Origin of the sequence: Mycobacterium sp. 141 (assembly GCF_000382405.1) — a bacterium.
Lineage (GTDB): Bacteria > Actinomycetota > Actinomycetes > Mycobacteriales > Mycobacteriaceae > Mycobacterium.
The window spans coordinates 1-16,478 of sequence record NZ_KB908268.1 but is presented as its reverse complement, the minus strand read 5'-3'; the positions used below and the strand labels follow the sequence as shown (position 1 = coordinate 16,478).

Genomic DNA, 16,478 nt, shown 5'->3' with positions numbered 1-16,478 from the left:
GTGCCATGGCAACTTTCGGAGATATCGCCGCCAACATCGCCGGTGTGCGGATCGTCCGGCACGCAGTGTTGACCTTCGCCGGCGCGTTCGCCGCCCCGGGTACCGGCTACCCGTCCGACGTCGTTGCGGCCGTCGATCCCGACCTGGTATTCGAAGTTCCGATCCAGTCTCCCTGGACGTTCGGACCGGTCCCGCCAGGAGCACCCCTGTCGCCCAGCTACACCGAATCGGTCCAGATCGCGGTGACCAACGCGACGGCATGGATCAACGCCAACCCGCTACAAACCTTCGTGCTGGGCGCCTACAGCGAGGGCGCCGAGGCCGCATCGAGGGTGCTGGCCGAGATCATGACCGGGTCACTGCAATGGGTCCGGTCCAACCTGATCGGCGGTTACACGTTCGGCAACCCGTGGCGGCTTACGGGTCACACGTTTCCCGGCGGGACCGATCCGGGTGGGCGCGGCATCGCCGACACCAACCTGACCGCGGCGCAGATCCCCAAGGACGCCAACGGCGTTGACACCTGGTGGGATTTCGCCAACCCCGGCGACCTCTACACCACCACGCCGAACGACACCGCGGGCGCCGACATCACCGCGGTGTACAAGGCGGCCGTCCAACTGTCGATCAACATCAACGCCATCGCCGCGGTGATCGCCGCGCTGACCGGCCAAGGTGGCCTCGCCCAACAGGTGCTCCGGCTGGTGACCGATCCAATCGTCGGCGGCCCGGCGCTCGTCGAGGCGATCGACCTGGCGATCGCGTTCTACGCCACCAATCCGCCGGCACTGGCGCACAACTCCTACCAGAGTGTGGACGCCCTGCCCCGAAGTAGTTCGGTGATGGTGGCCATCGAGCACCTGACCCAGCTCGCCAGCGCCACCCCAGCACGTATGGCCGTCTAGGAGTCCCGCACTGCGGGCGAGATTGCCGCCATGATGCCCCGCTCGGGCGACTTAGGATCGACCAAGCGATCGAGAGGGGTATGGGCATGTGTTTGCGATCCGCCACGGCGCTTCTGGCCGGGCTGGTGGCGGTGACCGGATGCACTCGAACCGTCCACGACACGGCGACCCCGCAGGTCGACGTCCTGGGCAGCACGCTGGCCAGCGAATCCGAGCTCAACACCATCCTGGGCACCACTGGGCTGCGCCCGAAGACCGCGCTGCGCACACCCGCCAAGCTCGATGCCGACGAGCGCGCGTCGCGCCCGGAATGCGTGCCCGTCATCGGCAACGCCATGGATTCGGTGTACCGGGGCACCGGCTACACAAAGACCATCGGCGGGCGAAACTCGCTCTGAGGCGGTCAGTGTCGCGCGCCGTTGATCGCCGGCTGGTCGATCATGCCCTTGTCCACACCCCACATGGTCGCGATGGTCCGGTACTCACCGGTCTCCATCAGCTGTTCCAAAGCCTGCCGCAGCGATTCTGCGAGCGGCGAGCCCTTGGCCACCGGCCAGCCGTAGGGCGCCGAGTCGAACACCTCGCCGGCCGGCTCCAAAGCTCCACCGCTGAGCTTGACGGCAAACCCGGTCACCGGCGAATCCGCGGTCATCGCGTCGGCGTCCCCGGCGACCAACGCGGCGGTGACCTCGTCCTGACGGGTGCGCTGCACCTTCTCGATCGGTGAGAGGCCCGCCGCCACACAGGTGTCGCTCTTGGCCGGGATCTCCTTGGTGTCCTGAATCGTGCCGTATTTCACCGCAACGCGCAGACCGCACGCCGCCGTCGGATCCACGTTCGACCCGGTGCGCTGCGCCCACAGCGTGCCGGCGTTCAAATAGGTGACGAAGTCCGCCAGCCGTTCTCGTTCGACGGTGTCGGTCATCGCCGTCATCCCGACGTTGAAACTGCCGTCGCGCACCGAAGGCAGGATGCCGTCGAAACCCGTCTCCCGGAAGTCGGGAACCAGCCCGAGGACGCGGGTCACCGCTTTCATGAGGTCGACATCGAAGCCGACCAGCTCTCCGCCGGAGTTCTTGAACTCGATAGGTGCATAGGGCACGTTGACGCCGATCACGAGCCGCCCGGTCTCCCGGATCTGGGCGGGCACCGTCGCCGCGATCGCCGGGACCGCACCCGACGGCGCCTGCACCCGGCCGGAGGCCGACGCCGTGTCGGCCAGCCCGGGCCCGCGGTCTCCGCCACGCAACTTCCAGACCCCGACCGCACCTACCGTGGCCACCAGAAGCGTGGCCGCGGTGATCACAAGAGCTTTGCGCGGCAACCCGATCCTCGGCTTGGTCTTCACCCGCTGGGCCGAATGGCGACCGGAGCGGACCGTGGTGCGGACCGGGACACTGAGCGCGGTGCGCGCGGCTGACGCCAACTCGCCGGCGGTCTGATAGCGCTTGGCCGACTTCTTCGCCATGCCCTTGGCGATCACCTCGTCGAACGCCGCGAGCCTGGGATCGGTGGCCGACGGTCGCGGCGGCGGCTGCACCATGTGTCCGGCGATCTGCTGCTCGAGACTGTCAACCGGATAGGGCCGCACGCCCGTCAGGCATTCGTAGAGAACACAGGCCAGCGCGTAGACGTCCGAGCGTGGATCGGTCTTTCCGGCGTCGAACCGCTCGGGCGCCATGTAGGCCAGCGTGCCCAGGGTGTTGCCTGCCGTGGTCATACCGGCCTCGCCGGCCATGCGCGCCAGACCGAAGTCGATGAGATACACGAAGTCGTGATCGGTGATCAAGATGTTCGACGGCTTGACGTCGCGGTGGATCAGCCCGGCCGCGTGGGCGGCGTCGAGCGCACAGGCGACCTGCTCGACCAGGCTGACCGCGAATGCCGGTTCCAGCGGTCGCTGGGCCTTGGCCAGCACGGCCCCGAGGTTGCGGCCCTCGATGAGCCGCATATCCAGATACAGCCGGCCGTCGATCTCACCGAAGCCGTGGATCGGCACCACGTGCGGATCGTTGACCCCGGCCGCCGCGTGCGATTCTTTGCGGAAGCGATCCTGAAACGAAGCGTCCTGGGCCAGGTGCGGGGGCAGAACTTTGAGCGCGACGACGCGATCGGTGTTGGTGTCGTAGGCCTGATAAACCTCGCCCATACCGCCGCGGCCGATCAGCTTCTGCAGCTGATAGTGGCCAAAGGGTGTCTCGTCCACCGTTTTCCCTCTCGGCGCAGGCCCCTGCTCCGATGTGTCGATCGAAGCTACCTCACCGAGGGCGCCGATATCTCAGGGGAAGCGTACGCAGGTGGCGATTGCCGCGGGCCTCTGCCCTCTTGGAGCCCAGGGCCGCCATCCGAACCGGACAACATCAGAGGATCACGACCAATACCCGGTATTGACGCGTCACCCGGTTACCTTTGTCGCGGGCCGCGAAAGGGGGAACATGCGCGTTGACGGACGGGACATCACCGTCACCGGCAGCCTGCTGCAACCACTGACCCGACGCACCAACGACATCCTGCGTCTCGCCCTGGCCGCATTGTTCCTGGTCGCGGTTGTTACAAGCTCCCTGATCACCCGTTACGAATGGGTGGCGCTCGAACGGTCGATCTCCAAGATCGTGGGCGTTCTGACGCCGACCCAGTCCAACCTGGTGTACCTGGCCTACGGCATCGCCATCCTGGCCCTGCCGTTCGTGATCCTCGTCAGCCTGATCCTGTCGCGGCAGTGGAAACTGCTCGGCGCCTACGCGGCGGCCGGTCTCATCGCGATCCTGTCGCTGTCGATCACCGGCAACGGCATCGCCGCTCCGAAGTGGCATTTCGACCTCACCGACCGGCTCGACACCCAGCTGGCTCAGTTCCTCGACGACCCGCGCTGGATCGCCATGCTGGCCGCGGTGTTGACAGTGTCTGGTCCCTGGCTGCCGCGCCGGCTGCGCCGCTGGTGGTGGACCCTGCTGCTGGCATTCGTACCGATCCATCTGGTGGTCAGCGCCGTGGTGCCGGCCCGCTCACTGCTCGGTTTGGCGGTCGGCTGGTTCGTCGGCGCCCTGGTGGTCCTCGTCGTCGGTACCCCGGCACTGGAGGTGCCGCTCGACGGCGCTGTACGCGCACTCGGCCACCGCGGCTTCACGGTGTCCTCGTTCAAAGTGGTGCGGCCGGCCGGTGCCGGACCGCTGCTGCTCGACGCGTACTCACCTGATCCCGACGCCACCGCGGTCGTCGAGCTGTACGGACCCAACCAGCGCAGCGGCGGCGCCGTCCGGCAGGTCTGGAGCAAGCTGCGATTGCGCGCCAACGAAACCGCTCCACTGCAGACCTCGATGCGCCGCGCCGTCGAGCACCGCGCTCTGATGGCCATTGCCATCGGCGACCTCGGGCTGGCCAGCACATCGACAATGTCGGTCGCCGCGCTGGACCGCGGCTGGACGTTGTACGCCCACAATCGGAAGCGCGGCCTGCCGTTGGATCAGTGCACCGACGGGGCCAGTGTGCAGAAGGTGTGGAACGCCTTGCGCACCCTGCACGACCACCAGATCTCCCACGGGGATCTGCGCAGCCGGGAGATCACCGTCGAGGACGGCGCGGTGCTGTTCGGTGGATTCGGCAGCGCCGAGTACGGCGCGACCGACACCCAGCTGCAATCCGACATCGCGCAGCTGCTGGTGACCACCACCGCGCTGTACGACGCACCGTCGGCGGTGCGCGCGGCGATCGAGGCGTTCGACCGCGAAACCGTACTGACCGCCTCCGGCAGGCTGACCAAGACCGCGGTGCCGGGCCGGGTTCGCTACTCCGTGCCCGACGCCAAGACCGTGATGACCCGGGCCCGCGACGAAGTGAAGCACGAGACCGGCGCCGATCAGATCCAGGCCGAGACCATCACGCGCTTCACGCGCAACCAGGTGATCCAGCTGGTGCTGCTGGTGGCGCTGGTCTATGTGGCCTACCCGTTCATCAGCACCGTGCCGACGTTCTTCTCCGAGCTGGGCACCGCGAACTGGTGGTGGGCGCTGCTCGGACTGACGGTCTCGGCGCTGACCTACGTCGGGGCCGCGGCCGCGCTGTGGGCCTGCGCCGACGGACTGGTCAGCTTCCGGCACCTGGCGATCATGCAGGTGGCGAACACTTTCGCCGCGACAACCACCCCGGCCGGTGTGGGCGGCCTTGCGCTGAGCACACGGTTTCTGCAGAAGGGCGGGCTGAGCACGCTGCGCGCGACCGCGGCGGTGACGCTGCAGCAGACCGTCCAGGTGATCGTGCACGTGGCGCTGCTCATCTTGTTCACCACCGCGGCCGGCGCACGGGCGGATCTGTCGCATTTCGTCCCGTCGGCGACCGTGCTCTATCTGATCGCGGGGCTGGCGTTCGGTTTGATCGGTGGGTTCCTGGCGGTTCCGAAGCTGCGGCACTGGCTGGCGACGGCCGTACGGCCGCGGCTCAAGGAGGTGACCGACGATCTCGTCGACCTGGCCAAGGAGCCCAAGCGGCTCGGCCTGATCGTGTTGGGCGCGGCGGGAACGACTCTCGGGGCCGCCCTGGCGCTGTGGGCCAGTGTCGAGGCGTTCGGCGGCACCACCTCGTTCGTCACCGTCACGGTCGTCACGATGATCGGCGGAACACTGGCCTCGGCGGCTCCGACCCCCGGAGGTGTCGGCGCGGTCGAGGCCGCCCTGATCGGCGGTCTGGCCGGTTTCGGGCTGCCGCCCGCCATCGCCGTTCCCGCGGTCCTGCTCTACCGGGTGCTGACGTGCTGGCTGCCGGTCTTCGTAGGTTGGCCGGTGATGCGCTGGCTCACGCATAACGACATGATCTGACCGCGACACGACCGTGAATTGTGACGATCAACGGTCGCCGGGCCGCTTCGTCACGCTGGAGTGGCACTCGGCGCCGACCGCCACTCCAGCGTGACACTCGGCGTGATTTGCCTGCTAAGAATCGGTATTCGCGGCTCTCAGCACATCGGCGTGACCGTTGCGCCTGCACCAACTCACGATGTAGCGGGCGTGCAAGCCGCACCACCGGTAGACGGCGGCCAGCGTCAATGGCAGGTCATGGTCGTGCTCACCACGCTGGACGATGATCGGCCCGAGGTAGTGGGCGGTGACCTTGTTCGCGGTGTTGACCGCGACGCCCGCGGCGGCGGCCAGTGTGACGCCGTCGGTGGCCCGCCCCGCAGCGATCGCGCCGGCCAAGCGTCCCGCCGTCTCCCCTTTGCGGCCGTGAAACGACTCGTATAGCGGAGGTTTCCGAGATGCCGGCACAGCCGCGATGTGTCGTCTGCCCACCGCGGCGTCGCGGACGAGCGTAGAAAGCTCGGCGGTACCAACAGACTTGGGAAACACCGCCGCGATCTCGGGACGCAGCCTGGCCTCGTCGAGCAGATCGAGTTCGATCGTCTGCCCCTGGGTCGCCAGAATCACCGGCGACGGACGGTCTGCAGCGCGCAGGATGTCAAGCACATCGAGGCCGTCAAAGCTGTACTCCAGGTCGGGGTGGTTCCACACCAGGTCGGCGATCACCACGTCGAAGCGAACCCGGCCGGCAACCTGACGACGCACACTGTCACGGTCCAACGCCTCTTCGACCACGCTGTTGGGGAACGCGTTGGCCAGCGCCGGCGTGATGATGCGAGCCAGCGGCGATGCCACCAGGATTCGAGGACTGTGGTCCATAGTCAATTTTCCTATGCCAGGCAAGATCTTGCCCGAAGTTCTCCGTAATTGCCGTTTGCCGAACTCCCAGTCTGGCAAATAGGTGTGAGAACCACCTGCTTTTCCTGTCGTCCGAACGGACGATAGAACCAAGCTTCAGGAGGTTGAGAGGTGTCCCGGATTTGTCTATTCCCGAACTGATACCTGCCATCCAACCAGAGCTTGCTCCCCGTGAAGTAGAGGTGCTCGTCGCCTGGTTCCACACCGAAAGCAAGGATGAGGTCGCCCGCCAGCTGCACATCGCGCCGACCACGGTCCGCACCCATCTTCAGCGGGTGCGAGCAAAATACGCCGCGGTCGGACGGCCCGCGAAGACCAAAGCCGCCCTGGTCGCCCGTGCCATTCAGGACGGCCTGATCCACATCGATGATCTGTGAGCCTTCGGCTCGCCGTTTTCATCCGTTGGACTGACAGTCAATCGTGCCGCCAGGTGGTGTGATTGGGGCCTCGTCCATGCCACACGCAGCCTGCCCGAGGAGGTCCACATGGGAGTGGTCGGCGCCGATAGCGACCAGATGCGGGCTCTGGCACGGACGCTCCACCAAGCAGCCGATCGACTGGAGGCGGCCTCGGCCGCGGTAACCGGTTCACTGCCGTCGGTGCCCTGGCGTGGCCCCGACGCGGAGCGCTACCGGTCCCAGTGGCACGTCGAACGCAATGCCGGTCAACAGGAACACGCCAGTGACGCAACAGGATCGACGACCGCCAAATCGATGCTGCAGGTCCTACCCAACGGACTCGACCAGCAGCCGCTCAATCCGCTGATGGGTATCCGGGATTTCCTCAATTCGAATGCGGTGTGGCCCATTACGTGGGGAACTCTGCTCGGCCGATACGACGACGTCGGCGCGATCCCGCTGGTGGATGCACTCGGACTTGCCAGCGACAACCGGCTCACGCCGGAGCAGAAGATCGGCGAGGCAGGCGATTCGATGGTCGACCTCGCCAGCGGACTGATCAAGGGCACCGACGCCCCGGTCGGCTATCTCTCCGGTGTGGCAGTGTCGCAATGGCGTGACGTCGCCGAGCAGGCGGCGCAGGCTGACTTCAGCGCCGGCGGCGTCAAAACCGTCACCGCCTACATCGCCTCCGATCCCGGTGGCGCGTTCGATGCCGCCAAGGACGCCGTGGTCGGCTACGTGCCGAAACTGTTCTCGAATCTGGTTCCCTGGTAGAGAGGCCGATCCCTCGTGGACGACACCGCACTGCTGACCGACGACGAGATCGTCGCGCTCTGCGCCGCCGCCGGACGGCCGTGGCCCATCGGCCTGAGCACCGTGGCCGCGACGCCCGGGGAGCTCACGCGGGCCGGTATGCGGGGCATGCGTTCCCTCATGGTGCGCAGGCTGGCTCGGGCCGACGCGGACCGCCCCGGCATGCGTCCACACGAGATGATCGCCGACGATGTCGCGGCATTCCTAGATTCGACGCACCGCGTCGGCGCGTATATCGCACCTGTGTCGGATCATTCCGTTCTGGGCGGCGCATCGGTGACCGCGGCACAGACACCCGACGGCTGGGTGGTGGACACCACGACGGCAGCCGGTGTCCACGCCCTACGCCCGGCATCCGCCCAGGACGCTGCGGCGGCTGTCCTCGGACTCGCTCAACAAACCTATGCCGGAACGGCTTTCACCGATGACGACGAGCGCGCAGCCTGGGTCTGCGTCGTCCGGTACGGGGCCGATCTCATCGCGGTCGGCCACGGATCGGTCAGCGGTACGGTCGACGGGAAGCCGACCGGCCAGTGGGATCCCGCCGCGATTCGCAGCATCTTCGTGACTCCCTGACGATTGCCCGTCATACCGTCACGAGAGCATGGCGGACCAGCACCCACACCAGGGGACCTGAGGTCACCACCTCGGCGCAGCCTGCAGACTCCAGGTCATGGGCCAGGTGCGGATCGTCGGCCATGCCGTCGCAGACGATACTGACGCTGACCTCCGAATCCGCGCCGTTGACCACGAGACGTATCGACGCGGGTGCCGCGCTCACGATCCTGTCCAAAGGCGCTACCAGCGAGCCGATTTCATCGGCATCGAACGCCGGTAGAGTGCCGGCCAGGTCGATCGCCACATCGATGTCGGACGACTCCGCGGTATCGACCAGCCGACGGACCTGTCGCATGAGCGGGTGATCGAAGGTCGCCTCCTGATCGAACAGCGCCCGCAGCCGGCGAGATTCGGCACGTGCCGCACGCTGCAGATCATCGCCGGCGCTACCGGTCCCGCCCAGCTCCCTCAGCAGCGGCAACACATTGTCGACCAATCTGGCGTAGCGCCGCTGATACTCGTCACGCAGTGCCCGGCTCACCCTGTCCTCGGCAACGAGCCGGTGATGAGCATCGGTCTCGGCATGTGCCTCGGCGGCAGCACCCCGTACCAGTCCGTTGAACAGCAATGCGAACAACTGGACAGCGAGAATGCTGGCCGTCCCGAGGCCAACGTTGACCAACAACGCTGAGTCCGGTCGGCAGATCAGCTCGGCGACCGCTCCGAGCGTCCAGAAGCCGACCAGCACAGCCGCACCGCGGCTGGTCGACACGCCCAGCAGCAGTGGCAACGCACACCACCCGACGGCGTTCTGCGCCCAATGTGCGTATCCGCCAACCAGTTCCGGGGGCAGCAGCAGCGGCTGCAGGACCGTCACGAGCATCAGAGCGACGACCGCCGGCCGCGCGAACCGCCAACGGGCGCGCAAGATCCCGGGTACCGCGGTCAGCACCGCACCTGCGGCGACCACACCCAAAACGACGTCGACCGCCCGCCCGCCGCTGGCCAGCTCGGCCTGTGGCACCGCGAAAGCGAGATTCGCCAACGCATATCCCGTGAGGGCCAGCCCGTATCTGATCCGAACGCGGTCGATCAGCCGATCCGGATCGGACACGGCCGGCTGCTCGTCGACCACTTCAGAGGCCTGTGGCCACGACAATTCGATCGACGTGCCCGACCCCGGTGACGACGTGATCTGCGCCCGCCCGCCGGCGCGGGCCATCCGGTCGACGATCGAATCCGTCACGCCGTGGCCGCTGCGGGGAGCGTCGGGATCGAACCCGACACCGTTGTCCACCAACAGGACGGCGTCGGAAGACACGGTGATTCTCAGTAGTCGTGCCTGCGCGTGCCGATCCACGTTGGTCATCACCTCGCGGCCTGCCGCGAGCACGAGCCGGCCTGTCTCGCCGGTCAGCCAGAGTTCACCGAGCCCGCCGAACTCGACCGGCGTCACCAGATGGGTGGCCGCGTCGCGCAGTGCGCCGACCAGTTCGAGGCGTTCCGGTGGGGCGATCCACGGCCCGTGTTGCAGGAGTTGAAGATCGCGCCGAGCCTGAGCGGACAGCCGCTCCGGAGACGCGACGGCGCCCTGACCGACCATCAACAACGTCGAGGCCGCGGTATCGTGCAGCAACGCCAGTTGCTCACGATCGAACTCCCAGACCGCGTCATTGACCTGTTGCACCAGTTCGGCCGCCCGGCGCCCGGCGCGGGCCTGACCCACCGCGACGGCGACCCGCAGCACCATCAGGCGGATCAGGACAGACGTCGACCATTGCAGCGCGAAGTAGTACAACGCAGCGACCGCGGTGACGTTGCCCCAACCCACGACCTGGGCACTCCCCCACGCATAGCCGGTGGCCACGGCGACCGTGATGGGGAAGCTGAGCCGGGCCGGCACCGAAACCGCGAAGCTGATCACCGCGGTACCCGCAATCGCCTGCGGCGCACTGTTGGTCAGGTAGAAGTGCGGATCGGGCGTCAGTACCGGGATCGCTGTGCAGACCCCGAGGACCAACAGGAAATCGACGGCGAGGACGGCACGGCCGTGCGAACGGGTGGCGATCCGGTATGCCGACCACACCGCCAGGATCACCATCAACCAGGTACCTGCAGGCAACCGTATCGACGCCGGATCAGCGAGGGTCACCAGCGCCACCGCCAGACCCACGCAATTGCGCATCAGCAGGCCGACGGTGGCTGCGCGGCGCATCAAGTGGCGTCGCGGAGCATCGGTCTGCAGCTCTGTCGCCGCTCCATCCGATGCCGCCATGAGAAGAACATAGATCGATTAGACTGACGTGCAAATCCCCCACCCACATAGAGATTTCGGTGCACGACACAGCGATGACGACGCCACAACCCACAAGCCCACGACCCGTGACGGTCGCGGTGATCGACGACCACGATGTAGTGCGCGCCGGCATCGAAGCATGGTGTGTGGACGCGGTTCCGCCGATCGAGCTGACCGGCTGCTTCAGCAGCCCGGCCGAGTACTTCGCGCAGGCCGCCGAGTCCCCCGACACCGTCGACGTCCTGCTTCTCGATCTCCAGATCGACGGGGGCAAACCAGAATTCGACACGCTGCGCACATTGTCCGAAGCCGGTCAACAGGTGGTGGTGTATTCGCATCTGACGGCCGACGAAGTCATCCTGACCTCACTGGACCTCGGCGCCGTCAGTTATCTGACCAAGACCGAGGGCAAGCGTCATCTCATCGACGCCATCCACGCCGCGCAGTCCAGCACGCCCTATGTCGCCCCCCGCATGGCCAAAGCCCTCCTCAACGACACTCGGCTCGGCCGGATCAGCCTTTCCGAGCGGGAAAAAGAAGTCTTGATCGCCTGGTTCCAAACCGAGAGCAAGGAACTCGTCGGCAAGCGGCTCTACATATCACCGACCACTGTGCGCACCCATCTGCAGCGGGCGCGGGCGAAGTACGCCAGCGTCGGGCGCCCCGCACCGACCAAGTCAGCGCTGCTGGCGCGCGCCATCGAAGACGGGATCCTCAGCCTGAACGACCTGTCCTAGTCGGTCCTAATCGCCGTCGCGGTCCACGTGTTGCGCCCCATCGTAGGTTTTGCCTGCAGCGAATGTTTGGGCCGACTCGGCCGCCGCCCGGGTCACCCGATCAGGTGCCGAATCCGTTGCCTTCGAGACGGTCTCCAGTCGGGCGATCCGGATGGTCGCGGATTCGACGACCACAGGAGCCAGTTGTTCGGTGGACGCGACCGGTTCCTGCCGAAGCGTGCGGACGCGCCCACTCCTGGCGCTGGCCACGAGTGGCACCGCCAGAAGGGCCAGCGCCAGCACACACAAGGCCACATCGAAGGTGCTGGTGATCTGCTGGGACAGCGTGTTGCCGTGCACGCTGTTGATATCGGATGCGTTGAGCGGCTGAACCCGAGGCACAAGCGCCACCCCGACGACCACCCGCGACACCGTAAGCGCGAACAGGATGCCGAAGAGCAGCGGCATCACCAATCGTGGTGCCGCACTTCCGGAGTTGTGATTGGTGAACAACCACATCGCCAGCACCGCGACCACCAGATCGAAAACCATCAGCGCGGTGCTGTTGTACGGCGGCGTCGGCAGATCCAGCACTGACGTCGACATCAGGTCGACGATCCGCAGCACCGCCGAGCCGCCACACCAGACAGCGATGAGCAGCAGGCACTTTCGTGCCGCGCCGCGCCACTGGCCCCCCGAACCGGACGCGCCCAGCACGGTGGTCGTGCCGACGATCGCCGCCGCGGCCGCCCACGCCAGATACCCCTCGAACCCGACACCCGCGGTAGAGGTGTTCTGGGCGATGCCGTGGAAGGCGTCCAGATCGCGGCCCACCGGCAGGATCCACACCAGCGCTCCGCCCACCAGGACCGACGACCCGAGCAGCACCGTGGCCATTCGCGCTGCCGCGGCGCCCGACATGAGCCAGCGGGCGGCAATCACGATGGGCGCCAGCGCAACCAGGCCGTACAGGAGCGCGGCAATGGCCACGACGAGGTTCTGCATGCCCGTGTCGGCGTTGCCGATCTGCGGAACCACGAATCGGGCCCGCCAATAGAGGTTGAACGCCACCGCTCCGATCGCCAGTACGAGCGACACGATGCCGATGATCCGCGACGTCCTGGCGCCGGACCACTCGTCCTCGGTTCCGGTGATGGTCGGCTGGGCGGCCAGCAGTGCACCCGCCGTTCCCAGCCACGCGCCCGGTCCGATGCCCGGTGGCAGCGTGCCGGTGCCGCCGTAGGAGACCGACTGCACCACGGTGACCGTCACAAACCCCACTGTCACAACCAGATACGGCACATTGAGCAGTAACCGCAGCCGATCCGGCGCAACCATGGTTCCGACGTGGCTGCACACCACGGCGACCAGCGACAGCACGGTGACCACAGCCAGCAGGCCGAAAACCCAGCCCGGTGTCGCCGCGATCCCTATCCCACAGGAGATGCTCCAGGGCAGCAGCAGGCCTGCGACCACCAGGATCCCGGCGAGCGCGTCCCGGATGAGGTTCAGCCGATTCATGGTGTCGCTGGTGGCGAACACCGTTGTCGCGGCTTCGGTTTGCTGATGTGCAGGCACAGGCACTAACCCGATCCCGATCCGAACAGCCCGCCCAGCAGCGGAAGCTGCGGAAGCTGCGGCAGCAGCGGCACGGATGGCGCCGACGGGGCCTCGGGGGCCGGTACCGAGGGGGCAGCCGGTACCGGGACGTTGAACACCGGTATGGGCAGCTTGAAGACCGGCTCCGGCACCGAAACCGGGGGTTCCGGAACCGATACGGGCGGATCAGGAATCTTCACCTGCGGCACAAGCACATCCGGAATCTTCACCTGCGGGACCTCGACCGGCGCGTCCGGAATCTTCACCTGCGGCACAGGCACATCGGGTACGGGCGCTTTCACGACTGGATTCGGCAACAGATCCGTCGGCGGCAGCACGTTCGGCAGTTGCGGGGTCACGTCCGGCCTGGGCAACACGTCCGGAAGCCCGCCGGCGACATCAGGGGTCGTCCCGAGCACCGGTTGGACCGTTCCGGGCGCCACACCGGCGGGATCGGGCATGACGGCACCGAGATCGGGTATGACATTGCCGAAAATTGGTGCACTACCGGGCTTTCCGTTGGTGACGGGAGCCGGAAGGGCCTCGATCATCTTGGCGTCGGGAGGCAGGACCTGCGCTGCGTCGACTCCGGTCTTGCCGGTTTGGAAGATCTCGGCGGGAATCGAGCCGGCAGCGGAAACCGCCGACTTCGGCTGGTCGGTGCTGAACAGCGCGCCGCGATTGCTCGGTACGGCGGCAACCAGGCCCAGGTCTTTGAGGCCGAGACCGTTGTTGGGGTTGACCATGTCGGTCAGCGGTACGACGCGCCCCAAGTTCTGGGCGGCCGCGACTGTGCTCGCCCGGTTTTCCTGCATGTTGCCGAGTACCGACAGCACCTGGGTCATGTCGACCTTGGACAGATCAGGAATCAGGCGCGGTACGAAATCCGGGACCGCCTGGGGGATAACAGGGTTGAGGGGATCCGGCGGGCTGGGCGGCACCAGACTCTGCGGGTCGGGGACGCCCACGGTCCCGTCCCGGTAGATCTGAATCACCCTGGGTACCACCGCGTCAGCGCGGTTCCCGGAGAAGTTCAGTGCTTTGGTCTCGAAGGTCCGTACGCCACCGTTGTCCACGCCGGGCGGAGGGGTGTTCTCGATGGCGGTCCAGTTCGGGCCATCGGGAGTCACGCCCTGGCCGGGCGTCACCGGGAAGTACTTGCCGGGCACGGTCTCGTCCTGCATCCGGATCGCCTGCTGGCTCGCGGTAGGCCGGAAGCTGATGGCGACACTGACGGCCAAGGCCGCGAAACCCACCACCACGACGGCGGCAACCGTGCTGCCCAGCAGCAGCATCTTGGGGCGCGGCACCGCGGTGGTGACGCCGTCGTCTTCCACTTCCTCGGGGTCGATCGCACTCAGCGGCCGCATCGGGGTCTGCAGCGGAACATCGCTGTCCGCGTAGCCGAATTCAGTGTCGAGGCCGCCGGTGTCGTCGACCTCCGAATAGGCCAACTGCTGCCCCTGCGGGCTGTGCATCGTCTCGGCCGCATCCAACGCGACGTCGGGGAAAGCAGCAGCGGCCGACGGCCTCGACAGGGCGGCGAGCGCGGCCCCGCGCGCCAGAACGAACTCGGGCTTATCGGGAAATCGCAAGGGAACCGCCACCGCCCCGCCGATCTCGGTGGCCCACTGCGAAGTGGTCGGCGCCCCCAGCACGATCACGCTCGTCGCGCCGCCCGGCTCCTCGCTGAACCGTTCGAGCAGGGCCCGGTAGGCCGAGCCGTGATCGTCCTGCCGAATCGGTTCGACCGCGATGAGCGAGGTGGTGTCGGTATCGGAATCGACGATGGACAACGCGGCCGTATCGCCCTCCGACGACAGTGAGGCGACGGTTTCGCCGGCTGCCAGCGACCGTACGGCAGCGGTCAGCACATCGGGGCGGGCTACCGCGGTCACATCCGTCATATCGGCGTCGACGAGATCGTTGACCAGCGTATTCGCCTGCTCGGCGTCGGCGGCGCAGATGCGGGTGGCCACGACGCGGTGCCCGGACTCGGCCAGCATGCGATCGGTGGCCACCAATGTCGAGACCAGCACGCTGCCGGGTTCGGTGCTCAGATCGACAGCCGATTGGTCGATGACGTCGTGCGGCGCCGCGGCGTCGAGCAGCGCAATCCGCGCGTCGGCGCCCACAACGGACACACCGAGCATGACATCCACCTAGCCCACCTCATTCATCAGGCTGCCAACCCACACAGCACCACCTTTGCTGGCGCGAGTCCTCACTGTAAACGTCGGGTCACAAACCGGCATCACCAACCTACAAATAACTGCGCAGCGATCCTCACACCTCTACCTGGTTGCCGGATATCGCCCGTTCGGACGACGAACCCGCCCAACCGCCGGGATGGGTAAACCCAGCGGGTATCGCCAAGGCAAACAACAGAGATTAAATAATTGCATTAGGAAATACTGAGTTCGGCTACGCCGCACCGAAAAGCGGGCCGATATCCGCATTCGCACCTGTTCCGGATTGCAATTTGCCAGCTGCGGACCCGATCCACGGACTTCGGCCGCTGGACATTCATACGATCGGGCGACAACTATTCGCTATCCGATCCGAGCACCGGACACCAGTGTTTCCTCCACCGATCACCCTGCCCGAGACCTCCGGCGTCCGGAAGGTAGACCGGTCGGTGTTGCCAGAACGGGCCGCCCGTGCATCGGGGCCATCTTGTTCGGCACCTGGCTCACCGTCAAGCGGAGCGTCACTCCGGTTGAAGTCCAACCAGACCGTGAACTACGCGAGGTCGCTCGCGGCCGCAGCGTAACCGTCGCGCGCTTCGACGGTGTTTAGACGGTGGTCCACCCGCTCAGCGGCGGCAACTGGATCTGACTTCCCACCGCGGAGAGGCCCTCGTCGGATCGCGCGAACTCCGTCGAATTCGAGACGTTGCTCAGCGACGCCGACAGCCACTCGAACAGCTCCTCGTACTTGAGACCGTCGAGTGGAGCGGGGCTGCGCTGCACGGACAGACGGGCCAGCATCTGATAATTCACCTGCGGACCGGCGCCGACCGCGAAGACCGTCACCCCACGGGCCATTTCGACACCGTTCAGCCGCGCGACCGCCTCACCAAAACCCTCCTGGTTCGGTTCACCGTCAGTCAGCAGCAGTATCCACGGCCGGTAATACTGCAGGCCCGCAGCCTTATACGCATCCTTGCGGTCTTCCAGTATGTCCAAGGCCAGATGTATACCCGCGGCCATGTTCGTCCGGCCGGACGCGGTGAACCGGGCCGGCTGCAGCATGCGCGCCTCCTGCATAGGCACCAACACCGTCGCCACCGACCCGAACGTCACCACCGCCACCTCCACCCGCTTACTCGCCAGCGTCTCGGTATTCAGGTACTGGGTAAACGCCGCGTACCCGCGCTCAAGCGCCGCGATCGGTTGCCCCATCATCGACCCGGAAACATCCGCCAACACGACGCAGGCGACGCGCGGGTCCGGGTTCTCGTCATTGAGCTCCACCGCCCA

Annotated in this window: 12 protein-coding genes and 1 pseudogene; 7 read left to right on the top strand and 6 right to left on the bottom strand. The window is 66.6% G+C overall.

Going from position 1 to position 16,478, the window contains the following annotated elements; all coding sequences use genetic code 11:
* The first annotated feature begins 5 nt into the window (after positions 1–5).
* Complete coding sequence (locus H276_RS0116855; protein WP_019972476.1) at positions 6–905, top strand: hypothetical protein; 900 nt, start codon at positions 6–8, stop codon at positions 903–905.
* Positions 906–991: 86 nt separating this feature from the next.
* A complete protein-coding gene (locus tag H276_RS23150; protein ID WP_196807941.1) occupies positions 992–1,303 on the top strand; it encodes a sensor domain-containing protein in 312 nt (103 codons plus the stop codon).
* 5 nt (positions 1,304–1,308) lie between these two features.
* Here H276_RS23150 and H276_RS0116845 read toward each other — a convergent pair whose 3' ends face one another.
* Positions 1,309–3,111: a bifunctional serine/threonine-protein kinase/transporter substrate-binding domain-containing protein gene (locus H276_RS0116845; protein ID WP_019972474.1), complete on the bottom strand. Its 1,803-nt coding sequence runs from the start codon at positions 3,109–3,111 to the stop codon at positions 1,309–1,311.
* A gap of 229 nt (positions 3,112–3,340) precedes the next feature.
* Between H276_RS0116845 and H276_RS0116840 the strand changes: the two genes are divergently transcribed.
* The gene (locus tag H276_RS0116840; protein ID WP_019972473.1) at positions 3,341–5,716 is read left to right on the top strand and encodes a lysylphosphatidylglycerol synthase transmembrane domain-containing protein; all 2,376 of its coding nucleotides are present in this window, start codon (positions 3,341–3,343) and stop codon (positions 5,714–5,716) included.
* Positions 5,717–5,830: 114 nt separating this feature from the next.
* On the opposite strand, the gene H276_RS0116835 is transcribed toward H276_RS0116840, so the two are convergent.
* Complete coding sequence (locus H276_RS0116835) at positions 5,831–6,574, bottom strand: response regulator transcription factor (protein WP_019972472.1); 744 nt, start codon at positions 6,572–6,574, stop codon at positions 5,831–5,833.
* Positions 6,575–6,765: 191 nt separating this feature from the next.
* On the opposite strand from H276_RS0116835, the pseudogene H276_RS0116830 reads away from it, so the two are divergent.
* From H276_RS0116830 to H276_RS23140, 3 genes and pseudogenes are all read left to right on the top strand, one after another.
* Positions 6,766–6,990 (top strand): annotated as a pseudogene (locus H276_RS0116830) (LuxR C-terminal-related transcriptional regulator); the annotation flags it as partial.
* A 108-nt stretch (positions 6,991–7,098) separates the two neighbouring features.
* Positions 7,099–7,788 (top strand): hypothetical protein, encoded by a 690-nt coding sequence (locus H276_RS23145; RefSeq protein WP_019972470.1) that lies wholly within the window; start codon positions 7,099–7,101, stop codon positions 7,786–7,788.
* A gap of 15 nt (positions 7,789–7,803) precedes the next feature.
* Positions 7,804–8,403, top strand: a complete 600-nt coding sequence (locus H276_RS23140; protein ID WP_019972469.1) for a hypothetical protein — start codon at positions 7,804–7,806, stop codon at positions 8,401–8,403.
* Between the two features lie 10 nt (positions 8,404–8,413).
* On the opposite strand, the gene H276_RS0116815 is transcribed toward H276_RS23140, so the two are convergent.
* Positions 8,414–10,660 carry a sensor histidine kinase gene (locus H276_RS0116815; protein WP_019972468.1) on the bottom strand — a complete coding sequence of 749 codons (2,247 nt, stop codon included), beginning with the start codon at positions 10,658–10,660 and terminating at the stop codon, positions 8,414–8,416.
* A 74-nt stretch (positions 10,661–10,734) separates the two neighbouring features.
* Between H276_RS0116815 and H276_RS0116810 the strand changes: the two genes are divergently transcribed.
* Positions 10,735–11,418, top strand: a complete 684-nt coding sequence (locus tag H276_RS0116810; protein ID WP_036461251.1) for a response regulator transcription factor — start codon at positions 10,735–10,737, stop codon at positions 11,416–11,418.
* A 6-nt stretch (positions 11,419–11,424) separates the two neighbouring features.
* Here the strand turns inward: H276_RS0116810 and H276_RS23135 are convergent, their stop codons facing one another.
* The 3 genes from H276_RS23135 to H276_RS0116795 form a co-directional block, all read right to left on the bottom strand.
* The gene (locus H276_RS23135; RefSeq protein ID WP_019972466.1) at positions 11,425–12,981 is read right to left on the bottom strand and encodes a hypothetical protein; all 1,557 of its coding nucleotides are present in this window, start codon (positions 12,979–12,981) and stop codon (positions 11,425–11,427) included.
* Complete coding sequence (locus H276_RS0116800) at positions 12,981–15,158, bottom strand: hypothetical protein (RefSeq protein ID WP_036461250.1); 2,178 nt, start codon at positions 15,156–15,158, stop codon at positions 12,981–12,983. The genes H276_RS23135 and H276_RS0116800 overlap by 1 nt, the downstream gene beginning before the upstream one ends.
* Before the next feature lie 633 nt (positions 15,159–15,791).
* On the bottom strand, positions 15,792–16,478 hold a 687-nt coding region (locus tag H276_RS0116795; protein ID WP_019972465.1), incomplete at its 5' end, for a VWA domain-containing protein.

Coding starts and splice junctions, on each gene's coding strand:
- H276_RS0116855 (WP_019972476.1), top strand. CDS start 6: ATGGCAACTTTCGGAGATATCGCCGCCAACATCGCCGGTGTGCGGATC.
- H276_RS23150 (WP_196807941.1), top strand. CDS start 992: ATGTGTTTGCGATCCGCCACGGCGCTTCTGGCCGGGCTGGTGGCGGTG.
- H276_RS0116840 (WP_019972473.1), top strand. CDS start 3,341: ATGCGCGTTGACGGACGGGACATCACCGTCACCGGCAGCCTGCTGCAA.
- H276_RS0116835 (WP_019972472.1), bottom strand. CDS start 6,574: ATGGACCACAGTCCTCGAATCCTGGTGGCATCGCCGCTGGCTCGCATC.
- H276_RS23145 (WP_019972470.1), top strand. CDS start 7,099: ATGGGAGTGGTCGGCGCCGATAGCGACCAGATGCGGGCTCTGGCACGG.
- H276_RS0116815 (WP_019972468.1), bottom strand. CDS start 10,660: ATGGCGGCATCGGATGGAGCGGCGACAGAGCTGCAGACCGATGCTCCG.
- H276_RS0116810 (WP_036461251.1), top strand. CDS start 10,735: ATGACGACGCCACAACCCACAAGCCCACGACCCGTGACGGTCGCGGTG.